1 protein-coding gene is annotated in these 858 nt (G+C 61.4%); it reads right to left on the reverse strand.

The genetic code is table 11. The features are described from left to right. The coding region (locus ACPYOJ_RS34540; protein WP_481420254.1) for a calcium-binding protein at positions 1–858 on the reverse strand (858 nt) is incomplete at both ends.

The following is an 858-nucleotide window of genomic DNA, read 5'->3' on the forward strand; positions in this document are numbered from 1 at the left end:
TGTATGTGTCGTTCGCACGGCCACCCCGCAGCGTATCCGCCCCAGCACCGCCATCAAGCGTATTCGCAGCCAGGAGAGAGCCCGCGATGATGTTGTTCAATGCATTGCCCGTACCGGTAAACGCGGCAGTTCCAGTGTAGGTCAGGTTTTCGATATTCGCCTTGGATGCAAGAGAGTAGGCGGCCAGTGCCGTCTTGACGGTATCGGTGCCCTCGTCGGCATTTTCTGTCAGGACGTCGGCGGCGTTGTCGACGATGTAGGTATCGTCGCCCGTGCCGCCGATCAGGATGTCGGCGCCAGCCTTGCCGTCCAGCGTATCGTCACCGTCGCTACCCGATAGCGTATCGGCAGCGGCACCACCGGCGATCGTATTGTTCAGGGCGTTTCCAGTGCCTGCAAATGCCACCTTGCCGGTGTAGGTCAGGTTCTCGGTATTGGCGGCAAGCGTATAGCTTGCCAACGCCGTCCGAACCGTGTCGGTGCCCTCCCCGTCATTCTCGACAATCACGTCGGAAGCGCTATCGGCGACATAGATGTCGTTGCCGGTCCCGCCGATCAGCGTGTCGGCTCCCGCCCCACCGTTCAGCGTGTCGTCGCCATTGCCGCCGGTGATCGTGTTGGCGAGCGCATTGCCGGTGCCTGTAAAATTGCCGGTTCCGGTATAAATGAGATTCTCGACATTGGCGGCAAGCGTCAGCGCCGCAAGCCCGGTATTCACTGTGTCGTTACCTTCGCCAACCACTTCCGTCACCACGTCGGTGGCGGTGTCGACGATGTAAATGTCGTCGCCCGTGCCGCCGAGCATGGTATCACCGCCAGCCCCGCCATCCAGCGTGTCGTTGCCGGCAGCACCGGTGA

It is taken from the genome of Rhizobium sp. SVR5-9E, from assembly GCF_056755095.1.